22 protein-coding genes and 1 pseudogene are annotated in these 25,134 nt (G+C 64.1%); 9 read left to right on the forward strand and 14 right to left on the reverse strand.

Annotated elements, in window-relative coordinates:
- Positions 1–8: 8 nt before the first annotated feature.
- Positions 9–733 (forward strand): annotated as a pseudogene (locus tag G6P99_RS18830) (class II aldolase/adducin family protein).
- On the forward strand, positions 730–2,238 hold the full coding sequence (locus tag G6P99_RS18835; protein ID WP_029078425.1) for a glycerol-3-phosphate dehydrogenase: 1,509 nt from the start codon (positions 730–732) through the stop codon (positions 2,236–2,238). The pseudogene G6P99_RS18830 and the gene G6P99_RS18835 overlap by 4 nt, the downstream one beginning before the upstream one ends.
- A 52-nt stretch (positions 2,239–2,290) precedes the next feature.
- Here G6P99_RS18835 and G6P99_RS18840 read toward each other — a convergent pair whose 3' ends face one another.
- The 5 genes from G6P99_RS18840 to G6P99_RS18860 form a co-directional block, all read right to left on the reverse strand.
- The gene (locus tag G6P99_RS18840; protein ID WP_371261129.1) at positions 2,291–3,175 is read right to left on the reverse strand and encodes an ABC transporter ATP-binding protein; all 885 of its coding nucleotides are present in this window, start codon (positions 3,173–3,175) and stop codon (positions 2,291–2,293) included.
- On the reverse strand, positions 3,160–4,062 hold the full coding sequence (locus tag G6P99_RS18845) for an ABC transporter permease (protein WP_029078427.1): 903 nt from the start codon (positions 4,060–4,062) through the stop codon (positions 3,160–3,162). The genes G6P99_RS18840 and G6P99_RS18845 overlap by 16 nt, the downstream gene beginning before the upstream one ends.
- Positions 4,059–5,480 (reverse strand): ABC transporter substrate-binding protein, encoded by a 1,422-nt coding sequence (locus G6P99_RS18850; protein ID WP_029078428.1) that lies wholly within the window; start codon positions 5,478–5,480, stop codon positions 4,059–4,061. Before G6P99_RS18850 ends, G6P99_RS18845 begins: the two co-directional genes overlap by 4 nt.
- 165 nt (positions 5,481–5,645) lie before the next feature.
- A complete protein-coding gene (locus G6P99_RS18855) occupies positions 5,646–6,422 on the reverse strand; it encodes a Crp/Fnr family transcriptional regulator (protein WP_029078429.1) in 777 nt (258 codons plus the stop codon).
- Between the two features lie 210 nt (positions 6,423–6,632).
- Positions 6,633–6,938: a gamma-butyrobetaine hydroxylase-like domain-containing protein gene (locus tag G6P99_RS18860; RefSeq protein ID WP_035976181.1), complete on the reverse strand. Its 306-nt coding sequence runs from the start codon at positions 6,936–6,938 to the stop codon at positions 6,633–6,635.
- Between the two features lie 223 nt (positions 6,939–7,161).
- On the opposite strand from G6P99_RS18860, the gene G6P99_RS18865 reads away from it, so the two are divergent.
- The 4 genes from G6P99_RS18865 to G6P99_RS18880 all read left to right on the forward strand — a co-directional run bounded on the left by G6P99_RS18865 (position 7,162) and on the right by G6P99_RS18880 (position 11,080).
- A complete protein-coding gene (locus G6P99_RS18865) occupies positions 7,162–7,935 on the forward strand; it encodes a ferredoxin--NADP reductase (protein WP_029078431.1) in 774 nt (257 codons plus the stop codon).
- Between the two features lie 104 nt (positions 7,936–8,039).
- Entirely contained in the window at positions 8,040–9,782 is a 1,743-nt protein-coding gene (locus G6P99_RS18870) for a fumarate reductase/succinate dehydrogenase flavoprotein subunit (protein WP_029078432.1), read from the forward strand.
- Between the two features lie 84 nt (positions 9,783–9,866).
- Entirely contained in the window at positions 9,867–10,100 is a 234-nt protein-coding gene (locus G6P99_RS18875) for a 4Fe-4S dicluster domain-containing protein (RefSeq protein WP_029078433.1), read from the forward strand.
- A 2-nt stretch (positions 10,101–10,102) separates the two neighbouring features.
- Positions 10,103–11,080 (forward strand): HEAT repeat domain-containing protein, encoded by a 978-nt coding sequence (locus G6P99_RS18880; protein WP_029078434.1) that lies wholly within the window; start codon positions 10,103–10,105, stop codon positions 11,078–11,080.
- An 18-nt stretch (positions 11,081–11,098) separates the two neighbouring features.
- Here G6P99_RS18880 and G6P99_RS18885 read toward each other — a convergent pair whose 3' ends face one another.
- The 8 genes from G6P99_RS18885 to G6P99_RS18920 all read right to left on the reverse strand — a co-directional run bounded on the left by G6P99_RS18885 (position 11,099) and on the right by G6P99_RS18920 (position 20,290).
- Entirely contained in the window at positions 11,099–12,373 is a 1,275-nt protein-coding gene (locus G6P99_RS18885; RefSeq protein ID WP_029078435.1) for an aspartate aminotransferase family protein, read from the reverse strand.
- Between the two features lie 4 nt (positions 12,374–12,377).
- Entirely contained in the window at positions 12,378–13,442 is a 1,065-nt protein-coding gene (locus G6P99_RS18890; protein WP_198031113.1) for a phosphotransferase, read from the reverse strand.
- 21 nt (positions 13,443–13,463) lie between these two features.
- Positions 13,464–14,342 (reverse strand): 2-hydroxyacid dehydrogenase, encoded by an 879-nt coding sequence (locus G6P99_RS18895; RefSeq protein WP_245284520.1) that lies wholly within the window; start codon positions 14,340–14,342, stop codon positions 13,464–13,466.
- Positions 14,343–14,402: 60 nt separating this feature from the next.
- Positions 14,403–16,022, reverse strand: coding sequence for an ABC transporter ATP-binding protein (locus G6P99_RS18900; RefSeq protein WP_029078438.1), 1,620 nt, complete (start codon positions 16,020–16,022; stop codon positions 14,403–14,405).
- A gap of 3 nt (positions 16,023–16,025) precedes the next feature.
- On the reverse strand, positions 16,026–16,865 hold the full coding sequence (locus G6P99_RS18905) for an ABC transporter permease (RefSeq protein WP_029078439.1): 840 nt from the start codon (positions 16,863–16,865) through the stop codon (positions 16,026–16,028).
- Positions 16,862–17,833 (reverse strand): ABC transporter permease, encoded by a 972-nt coding sequence (locus G6P99_RS18910; protein WP_029078440.1) that lies wholly within the window; start codon positions 17,831–17,833, stop codon positions 16,862–16,864. Before G6P99_RS18910 ends, G6P99_RS18905 begins: the two co-directional genes overlap by 4 nt.
- Positions 17,834–17,912: 79 nt before the next feature.
- Entirely contained in the window at positions 17,913–19,463 is a 1,551-nt protein-coding gene (locus G6P99_RS18915; RefSeq protein WP_029078441.1) for an ABC transporter substrate-binding protein, read from the reverse strand.
- 53 nt (positions 19,464–19,516) lie between these two features.
- Positions 19,517–20,290 carry a class II aldolase/adducin family protein gene (locus tag G6P99_RS18920; protein ID WP_051346012.1) on the reverse strand — a complete coding sequence of 258 codons (774 nt, stop codon included), beginning with the start codon at positions 20,288–20,290 and terminating at the stop codon, positions 19,517–19,519.
- 148 nt (positions 20,291–20,438) lie between these two features.
- Between G6P99_RS18920 and G6P99_RS18925 the strand changes: the two genes are divergently transcribed.
- Together G6P99_RS18925 and G6P99_RS18930 are read left to right on the forward strand one after the other, a co-directional pair.
- The gene (locus G6P99_RS18925) at positions 20,439–21,143 is read left to right on the forward strand and encodes a GntR family transcriptional regulator (RefSeq protein WP_029078443.1); all 705 of its coding nucleotides are present in this window, start codon (positions 20,439–20,441) and stop codon (positions 21,141–21,143) included.
- Positions 21,144–21,186: 43 nt separating this feature from the next.
- Positions 21,187–22,212, forward strand: coding sequence for a histone deacetylase family protein (locus tag G6P99_RS18930; RefSeq protein WP_165123151.1), 1,026 nt, complete (start codon positions 21,187–21,189; stop codon positions 22,210–22,212).
- A 39-nt stretch (positions 22,213–22,251) separates the two neighbouring features.
- Here G6P99_RS18930 and G6P99_RS18935 read toward each other — a convergent pair whose 3' ends face one another.
- Positions 22,252–22,965 carry a transglycosylase SLT domain-containing protein gene (locus tag G6P99_RS18935; protein ID WP_245284535.1) on the reverse strand — a complete coding sequence of 238 codons (714 nt, stop codon included), beginning with the start codon at positions 22,963–22,965 and terminating at the stop codon, positions 22,252–22,254.
- 776 nt (positions 22,966–23,741) lie between these two features.
- On the opposite strand from G6P99_RS18935, the gene G6P99_RS18940 reads away from it, so the two are divergent.
- Positions 23,742–25,100, forward strand: a complete 1,359-nt coding sequence (locus tag G6P99_RS18940; RefSeq protein WP_029078446.1) for an ABC transporter substrate-binding protein — start codon at positions 23,742–23,744, stop codon at positions 25,098–25,100.
- Positions 25,101–25,134 lie beyond the last annotated feature (34 nt).

Raw genomic sequence — 25,134 nt, forward strand, 5'->3', positions numbered from 1 at the left:
CAGTCCGTATGACCCGTGAGGAACGACAATTGCGCGAGGCGATCATTGCCAAGTGTCGATGGATGAATGCGTCGGGTCTCAACCAGGGGACATCTGGCAACATCTCCGCCCGCTACAAGGCCCGGATGCTGATCACGCCGTCGGCGACCCCTATGATTCGATGAAGCCGGAGATGATCGCATCGATGCCGCTTGAAGGCGACTATGGCGGGTGGGAAGGGCCGCTGCAGCCGTCCACCGAATGGCGCTTCCATCTCGACATCACGCGCGCCCGGCCCGATGTCGGCGCCATCGTGCATACCCACTCGACCTACGCGACCGTGCTCGCGATCGCGCGTAAGCCGATCCCGGCCTGCCACTACATGATGGCGGCGTTCGGCGGCACCGATATCCGCTGTGCCGGCTATGCGCGCTACGGCACCAAGGAACTGTCCGATCATGCGATCGCCGCGCTTGAAGGACGCAATGGTTGCCTGCTCGCCAACCACGGCATGATCGCGCTCGGCGCCAATCTCGACAAGGCGATGTGGCTCGCGGTCGAGCTCGAAACCATCGCGCGGCAGTATTACCTCTCGCTCGCGCTCGAGTCGCGCGTGATCCTGACCGACGAGGAGATTGCCGACACCGCGAGGGGGTTCTCCACCTATGGCTTGCAGGCGCCAAAGCCGAAGGCCCGCGCGACGGCAAAGGCCGCGCCGCGCCCCGCCGAGAAGCGGCGTAGCAGCAGGCGATGACCGGGACTGCGCCGGTCGCCGGCGGGGATTACGGACTGGTCGATATCGCGGTGATTGGTGGCGGCATCAACGGCGCCGGCATCGCCCGCGACGCCGCCGGCCGCGGGCTGAAGGTCCTGCTCTGCGAGAAGGATGATTTTGCCGAGGGCACCTCGTCGCGCTCAGGCAAGCTGATCCATGGCGGGCTGCGCTATCTCGAATATTACGAGTTCCGCCTGGTCCGCGAGGCATTGATCGAGCGCGAGGTGCTGCTTGCCTCCGCGCCTCACATCATCTGGCCGATGCGCTTCGTGCTGCCGCATTCGCCGGAGCAGCGGCCGGCCTGGCTGGTCCGCACCGGGCTGTTGCTCTACGACCATCTCGGCGGCCGCAAGCAGCTGCCGGCGAGCCGCAGCCTGGATCTGTCGCGGGCCCCGGAAGGTGCGCCGCTGCAAGAGGAATTCCGCCAAGGCTTTGAATATTCCGACTGCTGGGTCGATGACGCCCGGCTGGTGATCCTCAATCTGATCGATGCGGCGCAGAACGGCGCCTGCATTCTGCCGCGCACGCGGGCGGTGCGCGCGCGCCGGGAAGGCGATGTCTGGCTGCTCGAGGTGCAGAGCGATGGCGGCACGACGCAGGTCGTACGATCCCGCGCGCTGGTCAACGCCGCCGGACCATGGGTTCAGGACGTCATCCAGGGCGTGGCGGGACTGAACTCCGCCCAGAGCGTGCGGCTGGTCAAGGGCAGCCACATCGTGGTGCCGAAATTCTGGAATGGGCCGCAGGCCTATCTGCTGCAAAACAGCGACCGCCGGGTGATCTTCGTCAACCCCTATGAGGGCGATCTGGCGCTGATCGGCACCACCGACATTCCCTATCAAGGCCGCGCCGAGGACGTCGCGATCGACCAGGACGAGACCGACTATCTGTTGCAGGTGCTGCGCCGCTACTTCCGGACGCCGCCGCAACCGGGCGAGATCGTGCACGCCTTCTCCGGAGTCCGGCCGCTCTATGACGACAATGCCGACAATCCGTCAGCCGTGACGCGCGACTATGTGTTCGAGGTTCACGGCGCCGAGGGCGCGCCGCCGCTGCTCTCGATCTTTGGCGGCAAGATCACGACCTACCGCCGGCTGGCGGAGCAGGCGCTGCAGCGGCTCGCGCCGTGGTTTCCCAGGATGTCGTCGGCCTGGACCGCGGATCGGCCCCTGCCGGGCGGCGACATCGGCGGCAGCTTTGATGATTTCTCGAATGGGCTGGCGCGCGACTATCCCGATCTGCCGCGGAAGCTCATTCAGCACTATGCGCGCCTCTATGGGACGCGCGCGCGTGAACTCCTGGGTTCGGCTCGCATCTCCAGCGATTTGGGCCGCCATTTCGGCGGTGACTTCTATGAACGCGAAGCGGTGTATCTTCGCGAGAAGGAGTGGGCCAGACGGTCCGCCGACTACCTGGATCGGCGAACCAAGCATGGCCTGCATTTGACGCCGGCGCAGCGGATGGCGTTTGAGAGTTCGATCTAGGAGGGGATGCGCAGCCGGCTTGAGCTTCGAAGGTCGGCAGGGATGTTCGCGCCTAGAGTATCTCGGCCAGCGAATGACCGTGCAGCTCGATGTTCAGGCCTTGCATGCCGAGATCATTGATCTCGCCGCCCATGGCCTTCAGGCTCTCCTCGCGGATCAGTGACATCAGTCCACGGCGCAGGGCCAGGAATTCCGAGGACATCATCATCGACTGCTGGCGTGGCCGCTCCAGCGGAATTGGGATTTCGGCCTTGATAGAGCCGGGGCGGGCGGTCATGCAGTAGACGCGGTCGGAAAGGAAGATTGCCTCATCAATATCGTGCGTCACGAACAGCACCGAGATCTTCAGCCGCTGCCACATGTTGGTGAGGATCTGCTGCATGATGACGCGGGTCTGCGCGTCGAGCGCGCCGAAGGGTTCATCCAGCAGCAGTACCTTCGGGCCCGTGGCGAGCGCGCGCACAATGCCGACGCGCTGCTTCATGCCGCCGGAGAGCCTTTCCGGATAGTGCTTTTCGAAGGCTTCGAGCCCGGAGAGGCCGAGCAGGGTGCGCGCGGCGCGCTCGCGCTGCGAGCGCGGCATGCCACGCATCTTCAGGCCGAACTCGACGTTCTCCCGCACCGTCTTCCAGGGGAACAGCGAGTATTGCTGGAACACCATGCCGCGCTCGGCGCTGGGGCCGCTCACGCGCTCGCCGTCGACCGTGATAGTGCCCGTGGTGGGCTTGAGAAAGCCCGCCACCGCATTCAGGAACGTGGACTTGCCGCAGCCCGAAGGTCCGACGATCGATACGAACTCGCCCGGCTTCACATGGATGTAGGTGTCGGTGACGGCCTGGACAGCCCCATCGATGGTCTCATAGCTCAGCGAGAAGTTCTTGACCTCGATATGGCCCTTCGGCGAGCTGATTCTGTTCTCGCTCATTTTGATCTCCATGGCATCACAAGGTATCCCATGCCGCGGATCAACAGGCTCGATCCGAGGCCGAGGACGCCGATCGCGATCATGCCGAGCGCGATGTCGGCATACTGGACCAGCGAATAGGCTTCCCAGGTGAAGTAGCCGATGCCGTACTGACCCGAGATCATCTCGGCTGCGATCAACGATACCCAGGCCACGCCCATACCGATCGTAAGGCCGGTAAAGATGTGGGGCAGAGATGCCGGGAAATACACCTCGCGGAAGATCGAGCGCTCGCGCGCCCCGAGACATTGCGCGGCGCGCACGAGTACGGGGTCGACGAGCGACATGCCGTGCAGCGTGTTGACCAGGATCGGGAAGAACGAGCCGAGGAAGGTGATGAAGACGATGCTCTGTTCGTTGGTCGGCCACAGCATGATCGCCATCGGGACCCACGCGATCGCCGGAATTGGCCGTAGCACCTCCGCCACGGGAAAGATCACCTCATGGATCAGCTTGAAGCGGCCCATGACGAGGCCAAGCGGCACACCGACGATGGCGGCCAGCGAGAAGCCGATGAAGATGCGCCGGCAGCTCAGCAGGATGTGCACGAGGAACTTGGGGTCGTGGATCGCCTTGGTGAAGCTCGCATAGACCGCAAGCGGCGAGGGCACGTTGGTGAATCGCACGAAGAACACCACACGGTAGGTCGTGAGCAGGTGCCAGACCAGGAGGAATGCGGCCAGCGAGACGAGACCGATTGCGGTTGCGCGCAAGCGGTCCTGGTTGAGCCGGTACCAGCGCGCGGCCAGCGCGGCGGAGGAGGCGGGCGGGGCCGCGGTGGGCGGGGAGGTCGTCTCCGTGGTCGCTGGCACCGCTGGCACGTTGTCCTCGGGATGTCTGAGGAGGGCGGGGGTACTCACGTCTTGCCTCCGCCGATCGCCGCCTTCAGTGCATCATCGAAGCCAAGCACCTTGCCGCCGATCGTTGCGGCATAGGCCTCGGCGTCCTTCTTGAGCAGGAAGGGCGCCACGTCCCCGTTACCCACTGCGAAGAAGGCCTGGTCGGCAAACAGCTTGATCCCGCGCGTGGTGTCGAAGACATAGGCGACGTTGATTTTCTTGCCCTTCGCCTTGTAATCGGCATAGGCGCCGAGCGTGCACGCCGCGGATGCAAACGGCAGGATGCCGACCCCGTCGACCCAGACCTCGCCGGCCTTACGCGGATCAGAGATCGGCTTCTTGCAGAACGTATCCTCGCCTGAAATCTCGTAGTTCTTTGTGCTCGAAAGCTGGGCGTCATAGTCGAGCTTCATCTCGGCATAGGCCTTGCGGATGTAGCTGTCGTCGACCCATTTCTTCGGGTCGAACTCCTTCATGCGGCCGAGATTTTGCAGCACCTTGACGTCGGCCGTGGCCGCATCGATCAGCGCCGGTTTGATCGTGGGATCGGTGGTCATGTTGCCACTCGGGCCCAGGAAGATATAGACGACCTCCTTGCTGATCCCGGTCCAATCCTGGATCTTCTCGGCGGCGAGCTTGGGATCGTCGCGTAGCCACTGATTGGCGGCGATCACGGCCTTCATGTAGGCGACGACGACTTCCGGATATTTTTCCGCGAAATCGGTGCGAACCACGATACCGTGGAAGGTCGGCAGGTTGGTCTCGACGCCGTCGAAAATCTTTCGCGCGAAGCCGCGGAAGGGAAGCAGCTCCGCGAAGGGGACGAAGTCGGCATGGGCGTCGATCTTCTTCTCCTGAAGATTGGTCGAACCAACCTCGGGGCTCTGGCTGACGAGCTGGAAGAAATCCGGTGCATAGCCGCGGTCCTGCATGGCCTTCAGCACCATGCCATGCGCGGCGGAGCCAAAAGGAACGCTGACGAGCTTGCCCTTGAGATCGGCGAGATCGTAGTAGGGCGAGTCCTTGTGAACGACGATGCCATTGCCGGAGCCGGAGAGGCTGTAGGCGGCAACGCCGATCAGGCGGCTCTTGCTCTCGGGGTTGCTCTCGAAGGTGAAGCCGTTCACGATCAGCGGATAGTCGCCCATCATGCCGATCTGAAGCTTGTTCGCCATCATGGCATTGGTGACGGGCGGACCGGACGTGAAATTCTGCCACTCCAGCTCGAACTTGATGTTGGCGTATTTGCCGTCCTTCGGCAGGTACTTTTCGAGGAGATGCAGCTGCCGGATGACGACGCCGGCCGTGACGGTGTTGGTCGTCGTGTCCTGCGTTCCGATGCCGAGCGTGACGGTTTCCGCCGAGGCTGGCTGCGCCATAAATAGCGCCAGCGACGTCACCGACACCACTAGTGAGAACGTGGGAAGATGGCGGACCATTCTCATCCTCTTTCGGTTGGATGTGCTGTGGCTGCCATGATTGGATGGGGAGGCGGGCACGGCAAATCCGGATTCATCGCCGCTGTCGATTAGTTGCCGGGAAATGCTGGTTGCTTACTCCTTGTGCAGTTTTGCCGGTGAAAGCCAATTGCATGTGCATCGGTGTCAATCGGACGCCTGGCCCCGCATCTCCTCCAGGACCTCGGAGCGGCAGACCACGATCTGCGAACGTTTAGTGACGACGATTCCCTTCTCCTGCATGCGCTTCAGGCTGATCGTCACCCATTGCCTTGTGGCGCCGACCATGTGGGCGATGTCTGCATGGGTGAATGCCGCCGCAATCACGGTGCCGTCGGCGTCCTGCACGCCATAGAGCTCGACGAGGTGCAGCAACAGATGCGCCAGGCGCTGTGTAATCGACCGCGTTCCCAGCATCTGGGCGAGCGCGGAGTAGCATTTGCCCTTGAAGGTGAGGCCTTCGATCAGGCCGATCGCGAGGTTCGGGATCTCCGCCGCCAGCGCGCGCAGCTCTTTTCCAGGCAGGTGCACGACGCTGCAATTGCTGGAGGCGACGCCCGACCATTGATGAACGGTGCCTTCGAACACCTCGGGTCCGCCGACAAAATTGCCGACGTGCCAGTAGGCCAGCGTGATCTCGCGCCCCAGGGGCGAGATGTAGAAGACACGGATACGGCCGCTCTCGATCAACCAGATGCCGTCGTGTCGGCCACCTTGGCTGAACAGCGTCTGGCCGCGATTGAGCACCTTGCGACGCCCCTGCTTCAAGACCAGTTCCCGTTCGCGCGGCGTGAGCTTGTCCATCAGCGGCGGCGGCCCGCCGATCCATTGCTGGTTCTCGGTCAACAGCAGCGAGGACCCGCCCGCAGGCCGAACCGTGACGGGAATGGTCCCGCGAGCCGCACTGGCCGCCTGTAGCAACATTGAGCCGCCTCCGAACCGTTCAAACCGTTCTAAAGAGGAGCAATGTCCGTGCCAGAGCGGGTTGGCAAGTGGGGGGACGGCTGGCCGTTGACGCCGGCGTCATGTCGAGACTGCACCAGGTGTGCAGGCCCGGAAAGTTCATCACTGAAAACGGGGGATATATGGAATAGGGATTTGCCCGTCGGGGCCCCGGATAGAAGGGAAGATCGGCTAGTGTCCTGCCAGGCTCAACAGATAAATTTTTGGGTAGATTCCGCGATTGTGCCCGTCGGAGAACGAGATGTTGAGCCCGTAGCCCAAATCGCCGATCCCGGTGATCGCGATGCCGGGAAATCGTTCGGGGAAGCGGCCGTCGAAGCGGGCGCGGGTGCAGTGGGCGCATTTGCAGGCGAGGCGAAGCTGCTCCGCGCTGAGCGTCACCTCATCATCGCGCGCAGTGCGCACGAGGAGTGTCGCGAGATCGGCGCTGGCCTCGTAGCCGGTCACGGTCGGAGCCACCAATGCGGTCATGGTCATGACGATCCTCCACCGTCTTTCCTGACACCGAAGCTACGGACGCAATAGCAACTAATTGCCGGATACGGCGTGACGTCGCGGGTCTCGCGGATGCGGCTGCCTGCCTGGCGGTCATCGCACGCGAAATGTGAAACTAATCGACCGGGAACGGCAGTTCGCCGTTGCCGGATCTGCCTCTCTCCGAAACCTTGGCCCCGCATCGAGCAAGCATGGAGAGACGAACGTGAGCGCTTTTCAGAAGGAAACGGTCCTCTCGGTCAGGCACTGGACCGAATCCCTGTTCAGCTTCACGGCGACACGCGATCCCGGCTTTCGCTTCCAGAACGGCCAGTTCGCCATGATCGGGCTCGAGGTCGATGGCCGCCCCTTGATGCGCGCCTACAGTTTGGCGAGCGCCAATCACGAGGAGGCGCTCGAGTTCTTCAGCATCAAGGTGCCGGATGGTCCTCTGACGTCGCGGCTGCAGAGGATCAGGGAGGGCGACATCATCCTGGTCGGCCGCAAGGCGACGGGAACGCTGATCGCCGGCAATCTCATCCCGGGCAAGCGGCTCCTGCTGCTGTCGACCGGCACGGGGCTCGCACCGTTCGCGAGCCTGATCAAGGACCCGGATGTCTATGAGAGCTACGAGACCATCGTGCTCGCCCATGGCTGCCGCCAGGTTTCGGAGCTGGCTTATGGAGAGCACCTCGTCGAGGGCCTGTGCAACCACGAATTCCTTGGTCCGGTGATCAAGGACAAGCTGATCTATTACCCGACCGTCACCCGTGAGCCCTTCAGGAACCGCGGCCGCATCACCGACCTGATCACTTCCGACCAGCTCTTCGACGACATCGGGCAGCCCGCTCTCGACCGCGAGTCCGACCGCATCATGCTCTGCGGCAGCCCTGCGATGCTCGAAGAGCTCCGCGAGCTGTTCACGGCGCGTGGCTTTGTCGAGGGCAACCACAGTGAGCCGGGTCATTTCGTGATCGAAAAGGCCTTCGTGGAGCGGTGAAGGGCAAATCGCACTCCGGCGACAACTAATTGCTATCGCCGTGGGACCACCCGGGCAAATCTCATGTAAAGGCGCCGGTCGCGCCGGCGAAACAGGGACAGACAATGGCACTAGATCAGATCGTCGACGGACTTTCGGAGGTTTCCTGCGATGTGCTGGTGATCGGTGGCGGCACGGCCGGACCGATGGCGGCGCTCAAGGCCAAGCTCAAAAATCCGAAGGCCGACGTCGTGCTGCTTGAAAAGGCCAACGTCAAGCGTTCCGGCGCGATCTCGATGGGCATGGACGGGCTCAACAACGCCGTCATTCCGGGATATGCAACGCCGGAGCAGTACACCAAGGAGATCACGATCGCCAACGACGGTATCGTCGATCAGAAGGCGGTCTATAAATACGCCCAGAACTGCTACAAGATCATCGAGGAGCTCGACAGTTTCGGAATCCGCTTCCTGAAGAACGAGAACGGCGACTTCGCCGTCAAGAAGGTGCACCATATCGGGACCTACGTGCTCCCGATGCCGAATGGCGAGACCGTGAAGAAGGCGCTGTACCGCCAGCTGCGCCGCGCCCGCATCCTGATCTCAAACCGCTATATGGCGACGCGGTTGCTGAAGGCCGCCGATGGTCGCGTCGCTGGCGTCATCAGCGTCAACACGCGTACCGCCGAATTGCTGGTGATCAAGGCGAAGGCCGTGATCCTGTGCATGGGTGCCGCCGGCCGTCTCGGACTTCCGACCTCGGGCTACATGTTCGGGACCTACGAGAACGCCGCCAATTCCGGCGACGGCTATGCCATGGCCTATCATGCCGGCGCTGCGCTTGCGAACCTCGAGTGCTACCAGATTAATCCGTTGATCAAGGACTATAACGGTCCGGCGTGCGCCTATGTGGCCGGGCCTTTCGGGGCTTATACCGCGAACAACGAGGGCTCACGCTTCATCGAATGCGACTACTGGTCGGGCCAGATGATGCTCGAATTCTACAATGAACTGCTCTCGGGCAAGGGTCCGGTCTTCCTGCAGCTCAAGCACCTGCACGAGAAGACGATCGAGGAGATCGAGTCGACGCTGCACAAGGTCGAGCGGCCGACGCGCGGCCTGTTCCAGCAGGGGCGGGGGGTCGACTATCGCACGGACTCGATCGAGATGCACATCTCCGAGATCGGCTTTTGCTCCGGACACAGCGCTTCCGGCGTATTCGTCGACGACAACGCGCGCACCACCGTACCGGGCCTTTACGCTGCGGGCGACATGGCGAGCGTGCCGCACAATTACATGCTCGGCGCCTTCACCAACGGTTCCGTTGCCGGCACTGACGCGATGGAGTTCGCCGAGAACCACGATCTTGCCGAGTTTGATCCGGCAGCTGTCGCCCTTGAGCGGGAGCGCATCTTGGCGCCGACCAGGCGCGAGGACGGCATTCCGCCGAACCAGATCGAGTACAAGACCCGCCGCCTAGTGAACGACTATCTACAGCCGCCGAAGGTCACCCGCAAGTACGAGCTCGGCATGCGCCGTCTCGCCGAGGTCCGTGAAGACATGGAGACGCACATGATCGCGCGGAACGCGCACGAACTGCTCCGTGCGCTCGAGGTGCAGTCGATCATGGATTGCGCCGACATGGCGGCCCACGCCTCGCTGTTCCGCGAAGAGAGCCGCTGGGGTCTCTACCATTGGCGCACGGATTTTCCGGAGAAGGACAACGAGAACTGGTTCTGCCACACGCTGCTGTCCAAGCAGGACGGCAGGATGACGAGCACGAAGCGCGCCGTGGAACCTTATGTCGTGCCGATCGCCGACGACGAGAAGGATCTCTACGACAAGCAGCGCATCCGCGCCAGCGCGTGATTCTTGTTTGACGCGTTTCTTCGCGCGAACCGGTATCCACTTCGCTCGAAAACGCTTCGCGGCACAATAACAGGAGATTGGACGATGCCTCTCGCTTCCTATCAGACGTCGGTCCCGGTGGTGGTCGACGAAGCCAAATGCATCGCGGACAAGGGCTGCACGGTGTGCGTCGACGTCTGCCCGCTCGATGTTTTGCGCATCAGCGACATGACCGGCAAGGCCTACATGGCCTATGACGAGTGCTGGTACTGCATGCCGTGCGAGGCGGATTGCCCGACCGGTGCCGTCACGGTCAATATTCCCTATCTGCTGAGGTGAACATGTCGAGCCCGTTCGAATCCTACGACGATCTCGAGGACGCCGACGAGCGGCTGCAGGCCGCAGACCCCGCCGAACGCCGTGTCGCCATCATCGCGCTCGGTCATTCCGGTGATTCCGCCGCGGTCGGCCATCTTGCCAGGATGGTGTCCGATCCTGATGCCGGTGTGCGCCAGCAGGTCGCGATGGCGCTTGGAGAGTTCGATGGGCCGGACGCGGCTGATGCCCTGGCGAAATTGCTCGTCGACCCCGAGAGCGTCGTGGCGTCGGCGGCAGCCGACAGCATGGCGGAGTTCAAGGATCCCGCCTGCGCGGACGTCATCCTGCCGTTGGTCAAACATGCCCACGCCTTCGTCCGTATGGGCGCATTGCGCGCGCTGAAGGAACTACGCCGCAAGGACACGCTGAAGCCGGCGCTGGAGGCGTTGCAAGACCAAGACGCCGCCGTGCGCGTGCAGGCGATCGGCGTCATCGGCTTCCTGAAGCTCGAGGAGTCAATTCCGGCGCTGACTGCGCTGATCCACGACCCTGACGCGCATGTGCGGCGCGCGGCTGTGAGCGCGCTCGCTTTCTCGCAGATGAAGCCGGCGGCGGAGACGATCACCCGTGCGCTCAAGGACGAGGACTGGATGGTGCGTGAGATGGCGGCCGAAACGCTCGGGCTCAACGCCAACGGTGCGCTGGCGGCGGATCAGCTGATCGCGTCGCTTGCGGACGGGTTTTGGCAAGTGCGGCTCAAGGCGGTCCGCAGCCTCGGCAAGATGAAGATCGAGGGCGCGGTGCGCCCCATAGGCAATTGCGTCAGCCACGAGCAGGCAAACCTGCGCAAGGAAGCAGCCGCGGCGTTGGGCGAGATCGCTCATCCCGACGGCGAGGCGTTCCTGGCAATCGTTGCCGACGATCCCGATCCCGACGTCAGAAAGAACGCGCGCTGGGCCCTTCAGCAGATCGTGGCGAAGAAGGCGAAAGCGAAATCGTAGGTCAGCACGTTTGTAGTGTCAGGCCGGCGAGATCTGCAGGAGCGCTTGATTTAGCGTCTCGACCAGCAGGTCGGCATGCTCGGTCCCGAACACCAGCGGCGGCCGGATCTTCAACACGTTGCCGCCGGGACCGGCGGCGCTGATCAGCACGTGCCGGGCGCGCAGCGCGTTGACGAGTTCCGCCGCTTCTTTGCCCGTGGGTGCACCATTGCGGCGAAGCTCAACACCGAGGAACAACCCGGCGCCGCGGACCTCCGCGACCAAATCATGCCGGGAGCGCAACGCATCCAGCTTCTCGCGCAGATAGGCGCCGGTGCGCTTCGCGTTCTCGACCAGGCCTTCCTGTTCGATGATGTCGAGCACGGCGGTCGCCGCGGCTGCGGAGACAGGATTGCCGCCGAAGGTGTTGAAGTAGCGCGAACGTGCACCGAATTCCTTGAGCAGCGCCGGACGCGCGGCCATCGCGGCGACCGGGTGGCCGTTGCCCATCGGCTTGCCCATCGTGACCATGTCGGGAATGACGCCATGACGGGCAAAGCCCCACAGGCCCTCGCCGCAGCGGCCGAAACCGGGCTGCACCTCGTCGGCGATGAACAGCGCGCCTGCGGCATGCGCGGCTTCCACGGCCGGCGCCAGAAAGCCGGGCGGATCGGCGAACACGCCGTCGCTCGAGAAGATGGTGTCGACCAGCAGCGCGGCCGGGCGAATCCCGCTGCGTTTCATGTCGTCGAACGCGGCGCGTACATGGCCGGCAAAAATCTCGCCGGTCGCATCTCCGGCAGACTGCGGCGCCGGCACGAGGCGGACATGGGCCGCGGTCGGCTCCGGTAGGCCGAGCGACGGCGACAATTCGGCCAGTGCGCCGGTGACGCCATGATAGGCGGTCCCGGTCACGATGACGCCGGTGCCGCCGGTGCAAGTCCGCGCCACGCGCAGCGCGAGGTCGTTGGCCTCGCTGCCGGTGCAGGTGAACATCACATTGCCGATCTCGGCCGGGAAGGTCGCGAGTAGCCGTTCCGCATAGTCGAGGATGCTCTCGTGCAGATACCGGGTGTGGGTGTTGAGCTCTGCCGCCTGCCGCGCGATCGCCTCGACCACGCGCGGATGGCAGTGCCCGACGCAGGCGACGTTGTTGTAGGCGTCGAGATAGCGATTGCCGGCCTGATCGTACAGCCAGACGCCTTCGCCACGGACGATTTGCACGGGCTGTTCGTAGAACAGCCGGTAAGCCGGGCCGAGCAGGCGATTGCGCCGCGCGATCAGGTCTTGCGTCGAGGCATTCTCCACCGGCATCGCTTCACTCTCCCTGGCAAGCGCGTTCGATCTGTTGTCTGGCCTGGTCGCGCGACAGACGAGCGATCCGCCCAAGCCGTGCCGAAGCCGCCTTGTTGTTGCGCAGAATATACTCCCGGTTTTCCGGATAGCGAGCCGCTCTCAGGTTGCTGATCACGACCGTCATTACCATGCGGGTCGCGATCAGGTCGAACAGCACCGCGCGCTCTTCCAGCGCGAGTGGCATCACGGCGTGGTAGCCCGCGATCAGCTCGCAGGCCGGAGCCAGCGCTTCGTCGCTGTCGGCGACCTGGTAGGCGCATGAGATTGCAAGGTCGTTGATCCGGGCCGTGGCGGTGAGGTCGCCGAAATCGATGATGCCCGCGATGCGTTCGTGATCGGTTGGGACGATGACGATGTTGTGCGGGTTGAGGTCGTTGTGCACGGGCTGCGCCGGAAGCTGCGACAGGACCGGCCGGGCGTGGGTCTCGAAGCCGTCGAGGAAGCGTTCCACGACGTCGCGCTGGGCCGCGGGAACGGCGTCGAGCAGCGGGCGCAATTCGGCCGCGTGCTGGATGTCCCACAACAGCTTGTGGCCGGCCCCGGGGTGGCGGAAGTCGCGCAAGGCCCGGGCGAGGCGCGCCGCCCAATGGCCGGTCTCGCGGCGCAAGGCGGTCGACGGCGTCACCTGGTGCATCGGCGTGCCGGCAAGGAAGGACAATAGGCGCACGATGCGGGTTGAACCGTCGTCGAACGTGACCTCGAGCTCAACCGCGCCATTCAGCGCAGGGAAAACCCGTGGAATCGGCAGCGCCGAATCGTTGGCGGCAGCATGACGCAACGCTTCCGTCTGCAGATTGGTGACGGCGCGGTCTTCCGCGGGATTGGCGATCTTGAGCACATAGTCGCGCCCGTCGGGGGTGTGCAGCCTGAAATTCTGGTCGCGTTCGCTGTCGAGCCGGCGCACCGCCGCGGGCAGGCCATAATATTCCTCGGCCAGGGCCTGCGCGCGCGTCTCTGGGATCGGCGAGGCGGCGCGAAGCCCGTCGAGCGGGTGCGCGGCAGCGATGGTCGGCGGGGAATTTGGCACCTGGCGTTTCCTGTCCCGCAATCAATAACCGCGCGCACGGTCGATGGCGTGCGGCGGGCGCCGCCCGGCGCTGACAGCATCGGCCGTTGCCGCCAGCGTGGACGCGACGGCATGGACGCTGACGTCGCTGGCATCATGCGGGGTGATGGCGACCTGTGGATGGTGCCAGAACGGGTGTGCCAGGGCCAGCGGTTCGGCGGTGAACACATCGAGCGCTGCACCGGACAAATGGCCGCGCTCGATCGCCGCGAGCAGATCGTCTTCCACGAGATGCTCGCCGCGACCGACCTGGATCAAATAGCCACCGCGGCGCATTTGAGCGAAAAGCTCGCCGTTGAGAATGCCGCGCGTCTCCGACGTCAGGGGCAGCAGGTTCACCAGCACCTCGGTCTCGGCGAGCATGGCGACGAGGCCCGCCGGCCCGTGAAAGCTGCGGCTCGATGACGAGATCGCCTTGGCCGTGCGGCTCCACGACATCACGGGGAAGCCGAGATGCACGAGGTCGGCGGCGACGCGCTGGCCGATCTCGCCATTGCCGAGGATACCCACCGGGACGTCCTGCGCCCGGCGCTGGTCGCGGCGTTGCCAGATCCGGTCGCGCTGCTGGGCGCGAAAGGCGGCAAAGCCGCGCTGATGTCCGATCACGTGCCAGGCGATGAAGCCCGACATCAACTGCGCCTGCCCGGGATCGACCACGCGCACCACCTCGACGCCGGAGCGCAGGCTGGGGCAGGCGATGATGTTGTCGACGCCGGCCGCGATCGAGCACACGGCTTCCAGGTTCGGGTAACGCTCGAACGCATCGTGGGGTGGATGCCAGGCCAGCGCGAGCCGCACGTCTTCGGCCGGTGCATCCGCCATATGGTCCACGACTTCGATGCGAGGCGCCGTGCGCGCCAACGCCGCGCCAATGTAGCTGCGCAGATCGAGGGTCTTGCTGACGAGAACGCAACGCATCGATCAGGCCGCCCGCGATGACGGGATCTGGCCGGGCACCGCGGCGAGAAGTTCACGGGTGTAGGCGTGCTCCGGCGCCGAAAACAGCGTTGCCGTCGGCTTCAGCTCGACGATGGCGCCGCGCTGCATCACCGCGATCCGGTCGCAGATTTGCGCCGCCACCCGCAGATCATGGGTGATGAACAGCATCGACAGGCCCAGCCGCGCCTTGAGGTCCTCGAGCAGGTTCAGCACCTGGGCCTGCACCGAGACGTCGAGCGCCGAGACGGCTTCGTCGGCGACGATGATTTCCGGCTCGAGCGCAAGCGCGCGGGCAATGCCGATGCGCTGGCGCTGGCCGCCGGAGAATTCGTGCGGGTAGCGGTCCATCGCATTGGCGTTGAGGCCGACGAGGCCGAGCAGTTCGGCGGCGCGCTGGCGCGCGACCGCGGGATCTGTGCCGTGGGCGATCGGCCCGTCGGCAATGATGTGGCCGACCTTGCGGCGCGGATTGAGCGAAGCGAACGGATCCTGGAAGATCATCTGGATGCGGCTGCGCTCCTTGCGCAGCGCACGGCCGGCGATGCGGGTGAAATCGGTTTCACCGAGGCGGACCGTGCCCTGGTCGGGTTCGATCAGGCGCATCACGAGCCGGGCGACGGAAGATTTGCCGGAGCCGGATTCGCCGACCAGGCCGACGGTCTCGCCCTGCAAAATGTCGAAATTGACCTGCCTCGCAGCCGCGACGCGGCGTTCGGGCTGGAACCAGCCGCCGCCGCTGACATAGGTCTTGTCGAGGCCGACAATTTCGACGGCTCGGGCGCGGCCCGTGAGCGGCGCGCGCTGTGGCGGCTGCATCGAGGGAACAGCCGCCAGCAGCGCGCGGGTGTAGGAATGCTGCGGACGCTGCAGCACGTCGTCGGCCGCGCCCTGTTCGACCACCTTGCCGTGCTGAAGCACGACCACGCGATCGGCGATGTCGGCGACGACGCCGAAATCGTGGGTGATGAACATGACGGCCATGTTGCGGCGACGCTGCAGGTCGCGGATCAGCTCGAGGATTTGTGCCTGCGTGGTGACGTCGAGCGCGGTGGTCGGCTCGTCGGCGACCAGCACCGCCGGCTCCAGCGCGAGCGCCATCGCGATCATGGCACGCTGGCGCTGGCCGCCGGAGAGTTGATGCGGATAGGCCCGCATCGAGCGCTCGGGGTCGGGCAGGCCGACCTCGCGCAGCAGCTGCAGCGCCTTCTGCTTCCGCGCCTTCGGCGTCAGCAAATTGTGGGCCTCGAACATTTCGGCGATCTGCTCGCCGATCCGAATCAACGGATTGAGCGCCGTCATCGGTTCCTGAAACACCATGGCAATGTGGCGTCCGCGCAGCGCGAGCCAGCCGGTATCGTCGAGGGTAAGCAGGTTCCGGCCGTCATAGGCGATCTCGCCGGCCTCGCGGGCGATGGTGTCGGGCAGCAGGCCCAGCAGCGCGTGCGCACACATCGATTTGCCGGAGCCGGACTCGCCCACCACGCAGACGATCTTGCCGGGCGTCAGCTCGAACGAGACGCCGTCGACGGCGTAGGGGCGGTCGGAGCCGGGCGGCAGCGCAAGCTTGAGGTTCTTGATCGAGACGACGGGTGCGGCAGGCATGGGTTAGCGCCCTTCCTTGCTGAGGCGCGGATTGAGCGCGTCGTTGAGGCCTTCGCCGATCAGGTTCAGCGCCAGGACCGAGAGCAGGATCGCGATGCCGGGAAACAGCGTGATCCACCAGGCCTGGCGGATCACGGTGCGGCCGGCGCCGACCATGTAGCCCCAGGACATCAGATTGGGATCGCCGAGGCCGAGGAAGGAGAGCGAGGATTCCAGCAGGATCGCGGTCGCGACCATCAGCGAGGCCAGCACGATCACGGGCGACAGCGCGTTCGGCAGGATTTCGCGCCAGATGATCCAGCTGTGCGACTGCCCGGTGACGACGGCGGCCTGGACATATTCGCGGGTGCGCAGCGAGAGCACCTCGCCGCGGACGAGGCGCGCCACCGGCGGCCAGCTCACGATCGCGATCGCCAGCACGATCGAGGCGATCGAGGGCTGCAGGATCGCGACCAGCACGATCGCGAGCGCAAAGCTCGGCACGGTCTGGAAGAACTCGGTGAAGCGCATCAGGGCGTCGCCGATCCTGCCGCCGAAATAGCCGGCGAGCGCGCCGACGGGTATGCCGACCGCGAGCGCGGCCATGGTCGAGACCAGGCCGACCAGCAGCGAGACGCGGGCGCCGTAGATGATGCCGGCGAGCACGTCGCGGCCGAGCGCGTCGGTGCCGAGCGGCAGGCCGGATACCGTGAACGGCGGCAGGAACGGCCGCTGCACCATGCGCCAGGGCGATGTCGGGAACAGCAGCGGGCCGAACACCGCAATCGCGATCGCAAGCAGCAGGATCACGAGGCCGATCACGCCGCCGGGGTTGCGCAGCATCATTCGCCAGGACTTGCTCATGAGGCGAACTCGATGCGCGGGTCGACCGCGCGGTAGATCAGGTCGGTGATCAGGTTGAAGGCCAGTACCATCGCCGAGCAGACCACGAATACGCCGAGCAGCAGATTGTAGTCGCGTTGCAGCAGCGCTTCATACATCAGTCGGCCGATGCCGGGCCAGGCGAACACGGTCTCGGTCAGCACGGCGCCGCCGACCAGCGTGCCCGCCTGCAGGCCGGCCAGCGTCACCACCGGCAGCAGCGCGTTGCGCAGCACGTGGCGGCGCTGGATCACGGCATCACGCAGGCCCTTGGCGCGCGCGGTCTTGACGAAATCATGCCGCTTCACCTCCAGCATCGAGGCGCGGGTCATCCGGGCGTAGGTCGCCATGAAAAACAGGCCCATCGTTGTCGCCGGCAAAATCAGATGCGCGCCGACGTCGAGCACATGGGCGAGACCGGCGTAATTGGCGCCGACGGTCTCGTAACCGAAGCTTGGCAGCCAATCCATCGCGACCGAGAACAGGAGGATCGCCATCAGTGCAACCCAGAAGAGCGGCGTGGCGTAGAAGATCAGCGCCAGTATCGTGATCGCGGTATCGGCCCAGGTGCCGGCAAAGCGCGCGGCCAGCGTGCCGAACAGAACGCCGAGCAGCAACGAAATCACGAAGGCTGTGACGGTCAGCAGCAGTGTCGCCGGCAGCCGTTCGGCGATCAGCTTGGCGACCGGCATCTGCTGGCGGAACGAGAAGCCGAGGTCGAGCGTCACGATGCCCTTGACGTAGCGATAGAGCTGGACCGGCAGCGGTTGGTCGAGCCCGAATTTCTCGCGCAATTGCGTGACGAAGATCTTGTCGCTGGCGCCGGCTTCGCCTGCCATCACCATCGCCGGATCGCCCGGCGCCATGCGGATCAGCATGAAGTTGAGCACGACGATCGCGAGCAGGACGACAACGGCCTTGGCAAGTCTCTGGGCTATGAATGCGAGCATCGGTGACTTCGGTTGCGTTCGGGAAGGAAGCAGAAAGGAGCCGCGGCGTCTTGTGCACGCCGCGGCCCGATGATGAGCCCTATTTGTCGAGCCAGGCGTCGCGGAAGCCGTCGTTGACGCCGATCGCGGTCGTGACCAGGTTCTTGACATTGCAGCGGGTGATGGTCGGGAACTGAAGCTCGAGCTGCCAGGCCACCGGCACGTCGTCGGTCAGGATCTTCTGCGCCTTGAGATAGATCTCCTCGCGCTTGGAATCCGGGAAGGCGGTGGCGCCGTCGGCGAACAGCTGGTCGATCTCGGGGTTCGAGTAACCCTCGACGTTGTTGAACGGCGAGCCCTTGGCAATCTGGCTCGAGACGTAGTTGCGGCCGACGCCGAGCGCGGGATCGCCGTACTGATAGAGATAGGTGAAAGCGATGTCGTAATCCCAGTCGGAGACCTTCTGGTTCCAGCCGGGCACATCGGTTGCGATCATCTCGACATTGACGCCGACGTCCTGCAGGTTTTGCTTCACGGCCTCGGCCCAGCGCTGCCAGGTTTCGCCATACGGCAGCGGCAGCAGGCGGACCATCTCGCCGTTGTAGCCGGCCTCCTTCAGCAGTGCTTTCGCCTTGGCCGGATCGTAGTCATAGGTGGTCACCTTGTCGGTGTAGTACTTGATGGTCGACGCCGACGGGCCGGTCGCGACCTTGGCGAGGCCGTTCCAGATCACTTCCTTGGCGAAGTTGCGGTCGATCGCATACATCAGCGCCTGGCGGAATTTCTTGTTCGCGGTCGGACCTTGCCGGTTGTTGAGCCACAGCCAGGAATGCGGGCTGAAGAATTCCCAGCCGGCGCCGGTGACGCAGACATTCTTCAGCTTGGACAGGCGCGGCACATCGAAATTCTCGACCGAGCCGCCGGGCAGGATGTCGATCTTGCCGGTCTCGAACGCCACCGCGCGCGCGGCGGCGTCGGGAATCACGTGCCAGTAGATCTCGTCGAGATAGGGCTTGCCCTTGATGTAGTAGCTCGGGTTCTTGACCAGGCGAATGAACGAGCCCTTCTGCCATTCCTTGAACATGAAGGGACCGGTGCCGATTGGCGTGTTGTTGGCCGGATTGGTCTTGTAGTCGGTGCCTTCGTAGATGTGCTTGGGGATCATCGGCAGCGAGCCGACCTCGAAGATGCCGAGGAACGGCCCAAACGGTTGCTTCAGTGTAAACACAACGGTGGAGTCGTCGGGCGTCTCGACCTTGTCGAGCTGGGCAAGATTGCCGCGGGCGCGCGGATGGGTCTGCTTGAGGAAATCGATCGAGAACGCAACGTCGGCGGAGGTGAACGGCTTGCCGTCGTGCCAGGTGACGCCCTTGCGCAGCTTGAACGTATAGATCTTGCCGTCCTCGCTGACGCCCCAGCTTTCGGCGAGACCGGGCAGCGGCTCGAGCTTCGGTGAATAGCGCAACAGACCTTCATAGATGTTGCCGGCGACCATTTGCGTCGGGCCGTTCTGCACCAGGCCGACCATCAGGCCGGGCGGTTCCGGCTGGATCACCGCGTTGACCACGCCGCCGGATTTCGGCTCCTGGGCAAACGCCGCGGTGCTCAGGGCACTCGCGACCAGAAGGCTCAGCAATACTCGCTTCAACATGTGCAATCTCTCTTGTTGTTCGTTTCGCCTGGCGACGCGTAACGGGCCGACGACTAGCTGATGAAATCCGGATCGGTGCGCTCCAGCATGCGCTTGAAGGCTGCCCACTCGGTGTCGGGCACGCCCTTCGTCTCGATGCTGTCGTAGAATGTTGCGTATTGGCCGGCGGTCTTGTGCCCGACCGCATCCGACAGCGGCGCGATGGCGGCGCCGGCGGCCTGGATCGCGAGTTGGGCGCGGCACGAGCGCTCGAGGTTGTGCATCAGCTTGAATGCCTCGGCGACCGAGCGGCCGCAGGTCAGCATGCCGTGATTGCGCAGCACCATCACGAACTTGTCGCCGAGATCGGCGATCAGGCGCTGACGCTCGTCGAGATCGAGCGCGATGCCCTCATAGTCGTGATAGGCGAGGCAGCCGGTGAACTGCATCGACCATTGATTGAGCGGCAACAGACCCTGCTTCTGGCAGGACACCGCGACACCGGCCACTGTGTGGGTGTGCAGCACGCAGGCGACGTCCGGCCGCGCCGCATGCACGGCGCTATGGATGGTGAAGCCGGCGGGATTGATGCCGAGCCCGAGCGGATCGTCGATGACGACGCCGTCAAGATCGACGGTGACGAGATTGGAAGCCGTGACCTCCTCGAAGCGCAGGCCGTACGGATTGATCAAAAAGCGGTCATGCCGGCCGGGCAGCCGCACGGAGATGTGCGTGTAGATGCTGTCGTCGAGCCCAAGCCGATGGATCAGCCGGTAGGCCGCGGCGAGGTCGATGCGGAATTGCTGGTTTTGGTCCTTCACGGCCTCGGGCCGCACATGCGTCGTCATCGTTGTGGCTAGTCCCTGTCCGCGGGCCGTTTCTGTTGCGTTGCAATACCCGCGCCATTAAACTGTCGACAATCTAAGAATTGATCAAGGCTAAACTGTCGACAATCGGCGATTAAATAATGTACAAGGGTCAAAACGGACCCTTTTGATGCGCACGATGTCCCCTCCGGTCGGCTTGCCGGCCCTCAACGAGACCGATCTGGTCGGCCAGGTCGCACGTCGCCTGACTGAAGCCATTGTCCAGGGGCGGCTGCCGCCGGGGTCAAAGGTCGTCGAAGCCGGAGTGGCACGCGAGCTGGGTGTGAGCCGGGCGCCGGTGCGCGAGGCCGCGCGATTGCTGGAGCAGCAGGGGCTGCTCGTCGCCCATCCGCGCCGTGGCTTCTTCGTTCGTCAGTTTGCCGCCGACGATATCGACGAGATCTACGATCTGCGTCTCTGCGTCGAACGTCACGCGGCGGTGCTTGCTGCGCGCAATCTGACGCCGGAGACCCGCGACATGCTCCGCCGGCAGATCGATGTGCTGCATGAGATGGCCGATCTCGATGATCCGGCGCGGCAGGTCGAGGAAGACTACCGGTTTCACCGCCTGATCTGCGAGATCGCCGGCAACAAGCGCATGCTGCGGCTGTTCGATGATCTCGCCTCCGAGCTGCGCATGGTGATCGGCCTGATCGGTCGGCTCTACGATGATCCGCACGAGATCGCGCGCACCCACGAGCCGGTGCTTGCCGCGATCGAGGCCGGTCATCCCGAGCGCATTGTCGCCCACATCGACCACCACCTCGGTCACGCCTGGCGCGAAGTCGGCCGGCTGGTGCGCGAGATTCCGCCGTGGCCGGCCGCGGCGAAGTGACCACGCACCTCGCGCAATCGGATTCAGCGAACAGGAGTAGCTTGTGAAGGCCGTCTATACCGAACTGCACCGCAGCCACGATCCGCAATTCTTCCTCGTGCGCGGTGTGGTCACGCGGACCACGGAGCAGCCTGAGCGCGCCGATCGTTTGCTGGCAGGATTGAGGGCAGGCGAGCACACGCTGGTCGCGCCGACCGCATTCGGACAGGGGCCGCGCGCCCGTGTGCACAGCCCCGAATATCTGAGCTTCCTTGCCGAAGCCTGGGACGCCTGGTCGACGCTCGGTGATTCCGGGCCGGAGATGATCGCCAACATGCATCCGGTTCGTAACGCTGGTACCTATCCGACGCACATCGTCGGCAAGCTCGGTTGGCACACCATCGACACCTCATGCCCGATCGGGCCGGGCACCTGGGCCGCCGCATGCTCGGCAACCGACGTTGCGACGACCGCCGCGCAGATGGTGATGGACGGCGAGGATGCGGTTTACGCGCTGTGCCGTCCGCCCGGCCATCATGCCTATCGCGATCTCGCCAGCGGCTTCTGCTTTCTCAACAACAGCGCGATCGCAGCCGCGCATCTTCGCCTCAAGCACGAGCGCGTCGCGATCCTCGATGTCGACGTGCATCACGGCAATGGCACGCAGGGCATCTTCTACGAACGGTCCGACGTGCTGACGGTTTCGATCCATGCCGATCCGACCTTCTTCAACCCGTTCGTCTGGGGCTACGCGCATGAGCGCGGCGCGGGATCTGGGCTTGGCGCCAATCTCAACGTTCCCCTGGCGATCGGCACCGGGGATGACGGTTACATCCAGGCGCTTGCCACTGCGGAAAAGATGATCCGCGCCTTCGAGCCGGGTGCGCTGGTTGTCGCGCTCGGCCTTGATGCGTCCGAGCACGACCCTCTCGCGGGTCTTGCCGTCACCACCGGCGGATTTGGACGCATCGGCAGCGCCATTGCACGGCTTGGACTTCCGACCGTGTTGGTGCAGGAGGGCGGATATCTGTCCGACATTCTTGGGAAGAACCTGACGTCGGTTCTCGCCGGATTCGAGGCCGTTCGCTAGCTGGTCCAGCTCGTGCCGGCCGGTTATCCCACTCCGAGCTCAGCCCCTGTCGTTCGCAGCAAGCTTCGCGAATTGACGCCTCATCCGGTTGACCTTGGCAAGGTACGCCGCGACGAGGTGATCGCCGCAGTGTTCGCCGGCGGCCGGTTGGAAGCCGCGGCGCACGAAGGCCGGTCCGGGACCGGTGCCGCACAGATGGATGAGAGCGGCGAGGTCCTGCTTCTGTTGCGGATTCGCCGTGCTCTTCGGCGCTGCCGCGAGAACTCTGGCGACGCCGCGATCCAGGGATACCGCAGTGAGTTCCGTGGCATGGCTCGGTAGCGTGCGAACATACAGGCTGTTGAACCAGCAGTCCGTCGCAACGACCGCGTGCTGGCGGATACAATAGCTGTTCGCCTCCGCGAACGTCGCGTCAATCATCTGATAAAGGCCGACGGCACTGGAGGCGGGCTTGTAGATCGCGAGAGGATTCCAGCTCAGCCGCCAACGCCAATAAGTGCGTGCCACCGGATTCCCGGAGCTCTCGGTCTGCGCCAGCGCAGCGAGTAGCTCAGGCGTGACAGTGTCCGTGGAGTAGGTGCGGAAATGTGCTCCATACTGCCGCCAGGTCTCTGTCGGTTCCTTGTCGAGCGCGGTGCCAACAAGGAAGAACAGCTCGGTCGGTTTGCGGACGACCTGAAAAACAAGGTTAGCCAGCGGAAGGAGTGCGACGATCGTTGCGCCGACGATCGCAACCCGTATCGCGGTCGGCATCGCACCCAGCTTCGCCCAAATCCTGCGCGCGCCGTGCCAGCCGCGAGCGAGCCGAATGGCCTTGGTCCAGTGTTGCCCAACGCGCCTTTTGCGAGCGGCGGGCCGGGTGGCGGGCAACGTGGACACGGAGATCGTCAGCCTGTGAGGAATCTGATGCGGCGGGAGCCGTAGCGGTTGCGTGCGATGAAGCCTGTCTCGAATTCGCCTCGGTGCGGCTCCTCTGCCGCGAGGCGGATCTGAAACGCGGACCACATTAGAGCCGAAAGATTTCCAGTGTCCTGACGAACCGGCCAGGCGAGAGAGTTCCATCACGCGCCGGCGTCGTGCATCGGTCTTTGCCGGAGCCATCGTTCCATTGAACGTTCAGTAAAGCGATTTGCTAAACATCGGGAATAGTGCGGCTTCCGGCACCTCCCTCGATCTAGCCGGTGCGAAAACGTCCAAGCGTGCCAGACCGATGATCACGGACGGCTAGCAAACAAACTATTTTTGCTGCATCGCGGTACTGCATCGACGGGCGCGCAATTCCCATGGGGCTCGCGCGAAACCCGCTTGACGGCCGTCGAAATTTAGTAATACGTTTAGTTACTAAGAAAAACTAAACATCGCGCATCGAGCTGATGTGTGGGAGGAGCCCGCCCGTCCGAACAAAGGTTTGGGATGGATCTGTCTCGTTCTTCACCCATCGCTCCTCAACTCGGCTTCAGGTTCTTTGCGTCGCTCCGGCAGGGGGCGCGCAGCGTGGGTTAGATGCATCAACGAGAGAGGAAACGGACATGCGAAGCTTCAAATGGCTAGGTAGCTCTGCGGCGACGGCGGTCCTCGGGGCTGCGCTGCTCGGGGTATTCGGTGGAGGCGAGGCTGCAGCGCAAGGCAAGCAGCTTACGCTGTGCTGGGCGGCATGGGATCCCGCCAACGCGCTGGTCGAACTGGGCAAGGACTTCACCAAGCAATCCGGCATCGAGATGAAATACGAGTTCGTCCCCTGGACGAGCTATGCGGATCGCTTCCTCAACGAGCTGAACTCCCATGGCAAGCTCTGCGACCTGATCATCGGCGACAGCCAGTGGATCGGCGGCGCCGCCGAGAACAAGTGGTACGTCAAGCTCAACGATTTCTTCGACAAAGAGAAGATCTCGATGGACGACTTCGTCCCGGCGACCGTTGTCGGCTACTCGCAGTGGCCGAAGAACTCGCCGAACTACTGGGCGCTGCCGGCGATGGCCGACGCCGTGGGCTGGACCTATCGCAAGGACTGGTTCTCGCGTCCCGAGATTCAATCGGCGTTCAAGGCCAAGTACGGCCGCGATCTGGCGCCGCCGAAGACCTATGACGAGCTGAAGCAGATCGCCGAGTTCTTCCAGGGCCGCGAGATCGACGGCAAGAAGGTCTATGGCGCCTACATCTTCACCGAGCGCGGCTCGGAAGGCATCACGATGGGTGTGACCAACGTGCTCTACAATTTCGGCTTCGGCTACGACAATCCGAAGAAGCCGTACCAGATGCAGGGCATCGTCAACTCAGCTGACGCCGCCAAGGGGCTCGAATTCTACAAGGAGCTCTACAAGTGCTGCACCGCGCCGGGCATGACCAACGCCTACATGCAGGAAGGGCTTGATGCCTTCAAGTCCGGCCAGGTGGCGATGCAGATGAACTGGTTCGCCTTCTTTCCCGGCCTCTACAAGGATCCGAATGTCGGCGGCGACAAGATCGGCTTCTTCGTCAATCCGGCCGGTCCGAAGGGACACTTCACCCAGCTCGGCGGGCAGGGCATCTCGGTGGTAGCGACCTCCGACCGCAAGGACGACGCGCTCGCCTACATCAAGTGGTTCGCGCAGCCGGCCGTGCAGCAGAAATGGTGGCAGATCGGCGGCTACTCGGCGCTGAAGGCGGTGGTCGACGCACCCGACTTCCCGAAGAGCGCGGCGTTTGCGCCGCAATTCCTGGAGTCGATGGGCATCGTCAAGGACTTCTGGGCCGAGCCGTCCTACGCGCAACTGCTGCTCGACATGCAGAAGCGGGTGCATGACTACGTCGTCGCCGACAAGGGTACGTCGCAGCAGGCGCTCGACCTCCTGGTCAAGGACTGGACCAAGGTGTTCAAGGAGCAGGGCAAGGAAGTCGCCTCGCAATAGGTCCGCGACCACGCGACTTCACCGAACTGGCTTC

It is taken from the genome of Bradyrhizobium sp. 6(2017), assembly GCF_011058295.2.
In the GTDB taxonomy this organism is placed as follows: Bacteria; Pseudomonadota; Alphaproteobacteria; order Rhizobiales; family Xanthobacteraceae; genus Bradyrhizobium; species Bradyrhizobium septentrionale.